General features: G+C 45.8%; 5 protein-coding genes and 1 pseudogene. 4 read left to right on the forward strand and 2 right to left on the reverse strand.

The genetic code is table 11. The annotated features are described in order from the left end of the window. Nucleotides 1-114 (forward strand): annotated as a pseudogene (locus BCU12_RS23100) (chalcone isomerase family protein); the annotation flags it as partial. A gap of 143 nt (nucleotides 115-257) precedes the next feature. Continuing rightward, nucleotides 258-779, forward strand: a complete 522-nt coding sequence (locus BCU12_RS06945) for a DUF3833 domain-containing protein (protein ID WP_102403623.1) — start codon at nucleotides 258-260, stop codon at nucleotides 777-779. A 51-nt stretch (nucleotides 780-830) separates the two neighbouring features. Here the strand turns inward: BCU12_RS06945 and BCU12_RS06950 are convergent, their stop codons facing one another. After that, the gene (locus BCU12_RS06950; protein ID WP_102403624.1) at nucleotides 831-2,162 is read right to left on the reverse strand and encodes an MFS transporter; all 1,332 of its coding nucleotides are present in this window, start codon (nucleotides 2,160-2,162) and stop codon (nucleotides 831-833) included. 285 nt (nucleotides 2,163-2,447) lie between these two features. On the opposite strand from BCU12_RS06950, the gene BCU12_RS06955 reads away from it, so the two are divergent. Both BCU12_RS06955 and BCU12_RS06960 read left to right on the forward strand, forming a co-directional pair. Beyond that, nucleotides 2,448-3,197: a hypothetical protein gene (locus BCU12_RS06955; RefSeq protein WP_102403625.1), complete on the forward strand. Its 750-nt coding sequence runs from the start codon at nucleotides 2,448-2,450 to the stop codon at nucleotides 3,195-3,197. Between the two features lie 285 nt (nucleotides 3,198-3,482). Beyond that, a complete protein-coding gene (locus tag BCU12_RS06960) occupies nucleotides 3,483-4,349 on the forward strand; it encodes a LysR family transcriptional regulator (RefSeq protein WP_102403626.1) in 867 nt (288 codons plus the stop codon). Here the strand turns inward: BCU12_RS06960 and BCU12_RS06965 are convergent. Continuing rightward, nucleotides 4,279-4,737 (reverse strand): TSUP family transporter (locus tag BCU12_RS06965; RefSeq protein ID WP_157939860.1); only part of this gene is annotated, 459 nt, incomplete at its 5' end. The genes BCU12_RS06960 and BCU12_RS06965 overlap by 71 nt on opposite strands.

A 4,737-nucleotide genomic window follows, 5' to 3' on the forward strand; every position in this document is an offset into this window, starting at 1 on the left:
TTGATAGGCCAAGTTCAAGACGCCCAGTTCGGCCAAGCTTTCTTATCGATATGGCTGTCTGAAGAGACCTCGGAGCCGCAGCTTCGCAGGCAGTTACTCGGCTTAAGAAAGTAAAAAGAGGGGGGGTCACCAAGTCAACACCTCTGAACCTGTCACTCAATAACCAGACCGCCATTTCACTCGCGACGGTTTTGGGTGACCGCAAAATCTATCGAAAATCTCACCTTGTCACAACACACTAACGTAAAGGCAATCTCATGAAAAAATGGGCCATTTTATTATTAACGCTCAGCTTAATTGGCTGCGGAAACGCGAGCTTAGACGCACACAAGAACACCCTCCCCGCTTTTTCATTAGAGCAATTTTTTGATGGTGAACTCAAAGCCTATGGCATGGTACTTGACCGATCTGGCAACTTATCTCGGCGCTTTGAAGTCAAATTGATTGCGAGCTGGGAAGGAGACAAAGGGGAAATAAAAGAATGGTTTACCTTTGATGATGGTGAGAAATCAACGCGAGTATGGAGCCTTACCAATGTCGGTAATAATGAATACCAGGGAACCGCTGGTGATGTTGTTGGCATTGCCAATGGCCGCGTCGAAGGTTCGGCCTTGTATTGGAATTATCAGCTGGAAATCCCAGTCGACGGCACGATTTACGAAATCACCCTTGATGATTGGATGTTTCTGATTGATGAGAATCGACTATTCAATAAAACAGACATGTCAAAATGGGGTTTCCATGTTGGCGAAGTCATTCTTTACATTGAGAAGATCTAACCATCGCGAGCCAGTATACAAACGAGAGTGGAACTCATCGCTGTGACACTCTTAAAATATTGCCGTCTTTCGGTTTTTAACATAGAAAAACACACTAATGGCGATAAATAACAGGGTAAAGTAATAGAAAAATGAAGAGAGAGACGCCAAGAAATCGATGTTCTGTTCGATCTCTTGCTCCGTGTAATTCTGCGACACCAGCTTATAGTAATAAGCATACAGAATGCCGATCATGCCGTACCCAAGGTTGAACATCAGGCCCTTGAAGCTCAATACGGTTGCTCGGTTGTGTGATTCGGTCTTTTTATTAAGGTGGTAACTAATAAAAATGTTCATCGTCATGATGATAAAGATGAGCGCCAACGCTGGAATAACCCCGTAAATCGACCAACCCAAGCTGATGCAGTAATAGGTCGCCATGGTGGCTAATCCCATCACCGCAATGAAGGTTTTGGGGGCCATGCTTTCTGCGAGTTTTCTGCTTTGCCCTGCCAATACAATTTGCAAGATACTGATCCCAGCCCCAATAAAACCAAAATAGAGAATCGGGATATCAATCGCCAAATAATATTGGCTGTTCATGGTTAAGAACATTCTAGAGGTGTGTTCGAACAGGCTGTAGTACAGCAAGATAAAGAACACGTAAGGCGTCGCGAAAACCCAACGAGCAGTGCTGGCCGTCAACTTTAGGCTTGCTATCGTAGTACCGAGTTTGCTCTGATCGCCGGGTATGCTTTTTCTCTCTTCCCGCATGTTTGTGGCCGCATAGATAGCGATGATCGCGACAAATAGAGTGGCGTACACCGGAATACGCATGAGATCTTGAGTGGTCTCTGGCTCGGCGAATCCGAATAAATGAAATAGGTGGGCCATGAAACTCACATCGTACATGGCCGCCCCGATTAAGGTCACGAAGATGCCCACACTAGAGGAGAGACGAAGTTGGATTTGCAACACTCTCGGCCACACATCCTCTTTTCCTTGCTCTTTTAAGGTGTCGTAAGCCAATGCTTCATCCGCGCCACTGGCCAATGCCATGGCTAGCCCACTCAATACTCGATTAACTAGAAAAACGACAAAAACAAAGTTGGGGTTGCCCGTTGGTACAACGGCAATCATGGCAATTTCAATGAACATGACAACCGACGATAAGACCACCAGCTTTTTGCGCCCTAGGGTATCGGCAAATGCTCCCGATGGCACTTCAGCAAGCACAATGGTGGCAGCCCAAACCACGTTAAGCATGGCGAATTGAGATAGGGTAAGGCCGTAATCAAGATAGAGCAGAGTGAATACAGGGTAATAAAAACGCGCAAAGTAGCTGCTGCGAAATATTAAGAAGCATCGTACATTACGAATCTGGAGGATTTCTTTGAGCGTCATGAGGGGTTCGCATTTTTACTACATACGTTATGTATAGACCTTTTTGCTCTCAAGGGTAACCGGTTTAGTCATTAAAGCGCCTCCCAACCTCGAATCACTGTATTGAACGCACCAAACTCAATCAGCCTGGTGCGACGACGTTAAGAAGCAGTACACATGAAAACTAAGGAGCGCTAAACCCCCACACATCACTTCAGTTTATGAATCACCTAAAGTTCGCTTTCTTTTTTATGGTATCGGGTATTCCTACAATAGCGTCACTTCCTGAATCAATGAGAAAACAACATGTCACCTAAACACATACTCGCAATGAGCACTTTATTACTCATGCCTTCAGCCGTACTCGCACATGGAAACGTCGACATTTCGAATGGGTCACTCATTGATGTTTACGTCGCAAATGAGGAACACCACGGCCATGACGATTCAGAAAAATCCTATGGCATCGAAGCCGTTTGGATGGATGAAAGTGGCTATTTTGTTTATGCCGAAGGAGAAACGGGCGCACACGATTTTTACCAGCTAGGCGCAGGTAAATACTTTAAACCAGCGGAGAACATCGGGCTTTTCGCCTATGGTGCTTATGCCCAAGGTGGATATGAAAACAGCAATGAAGTTCGTGCTCGACTGGGTATCGACTACCAGGTAACCCACGACTTCTCACTCAATGGACGTATCGGCTATGACTATGGAAACAGCAAAATATCGACTTCGAGCCATGACCATGACCATGACCATGACCACAGTTTACACAGCGAACACTCAGATGCACGCAGTCAACTTGGCCGAATAGACGCAGGTTTCAGCTATGAATTGGGACATTCTGCCGTATTTTCATACAATTATGTGGTGCAAAAACAGCTTGAGTCAGCATTGGTTTCTGACAATGACACCAATCTCCACTACGAAGCTCGCTTAACTTATACCGAATCAAAATTGCAGCCTTACGTAGAATATCGCCAAACCAACAAAGCGTTTGATGAGCATCACTTTGAAGATAGCGTGGTACAATTTGGTGTCTCTTTTAGCTACTAACTTTTTGTCATAATCTCTAATCTAGCCCCGTAAACAATGACACGGACGTCTTAATTTCTCGATAACCTCCCAATAAGCCCTCAATAAATTTTCACCAGCAATACCGCGCAATGTCAGTGCCAATGCCAGTGCCCATGTAAGTACGAATGTAAGCGCTAACGTAAGTCCCAATGTTAACTGCCAACGCAAATAGCAATGAATCACTTTCGAGCAGAGACACACCCCAAACCGCCCACTCTCTTGTGCTAGACTGTGAAATCCATTCCCAACTTTCATTGAATAGTTATGTTATTAGAAGGCATCGAAACACTGCTCGTTTTAGCTCAGGAAAAAACCATGAGCCGAACCGGAAGTCGACTTTATATAGGCCAATCAGCCGTCAGTAAACGCATTGCCAACCTTGAAAAAAAACTGGGAAAGAAGCTTATTGAGCCAGAAGGTCGTCAAATAAAGCTGACGTCTGAGGCGTTGATTTTGATAGAACGCGTAGGGCCAAGCCTGAATGAGCTGAAAGGGTTAATCTCAGAAGAGCAAAACATAGAAAAGCAGTCCGTGATTCGAATTGATTGCTCGGAAACTCTTGTGGCGGGGTATCTCAGTGAAGTGCTGCCAGGGGTGCTGAAAAATGACCCGTACATTACGATCACCACCAATCATACGCCGAGAATTATTGAACATGTAAAGGCAGGAGATGCGTTGATTGGCTTATGTGCCGGTCACCTCAATGCTCGACTTGGTCTCAATGCTACCCACCTTTTCAATGAGCCATTTAAAGTGGTAAGCAAGTACCCACTTAGCGCTCCGCCTAGTGCAGTCATCACCAATGATCTCGACAATCCGGCCAACACTTATCAGGCCGGACTGCTACAGCAAGCGGGGATTGCACCCAGCATGCAGATGGACTCGTACACCGCTGCAGCCCAGTTGGCGATTCAAGGCGTCTCGCCTGCACTTGTGCCACTGTCCATTATCAAAACTCTGCACATTGACGAAGCCCTCTGTTTCGATTTTGAGTTTCTACACTCGCTCACTCGTCCAGTGCATGTGATTTATCGACCATCAGCACTCAAACTATACAGGGTTAAAGCTGTGATAGAAGCCATTGAGAATGCTGTCCCCAAAGTAGCTTTAATGCCATCACCATCGACATAATCACCACGAGCGGGCGAATGTATTTTTTGCCCTTAGACACCACAACCTTTGCCCCCATTCTCGCGCCAATAAAGCCACCTGCCGCCATCACCAAACCAATTTCCCAAATAGGCAATCCCGCCATGATAAAGAACAGCAACGCAGCCAGATTAGAAGTAAAGTTCAGCACCTTAGTTTTAGCCGTGGCGTTAACGATGGACAGTTGAGCGATGGCAACAAAACAAATCGTGAAGATAGAACCCGTACCCGGCCCGAAAAATCCATCGTAAAAGCCAACACCCGTGCCGACAGAAAATGCAAACATTGACTCGGAAAGTTTCGGCTTACCGCCACCTTCTCCCGCTTGTGGCGCCATTAAGAAATAGAATGAAATACCAAGCAATAAAAT

Source organism: Vibrio sp. 10N.261.55.A7 (genome assembly GCF_002877365.1).
Taxonomy (GTDB): Bacteria; Pseudomonadota; Gammaproteobacteria; order Enterobacterales; family Vibrionaceae; genus Vibrio.

What these genes read in the sequence shown, in the direction of transcription:
- BCU12_RS06960 (WP_102403626.1), top strand. Translation starts at nt 3,483, where the DNA reads ATGTTATTAGAAGGCATCGAAACACTGCTCGTTTTAGCTCAGGAAAAA.
- BCU12_RS06945 (WP_102403623.1), top strand. Translation starts at nt 258, where the DNA reads ATGAAAAAATGGGCCATTTTATTATTAACGCTCAGCTTAATTGGCTGC.
- BCU12_RS06950 (WP_102403624.1), bottom strand. Translation starts at nt 2,162, where the DNA reads ATGACGCTCAAAGAAATCCTCCAGATTCGTAATGTACGATGCTTCTTA.
- BCU12_RS06955 (WP_102403625.1), top strand. Translation starts at nt 2,448, where the DNA reads ATGTCACCTAAACACATACTCGCAATGAGCACTTTATTACTCATGCCT.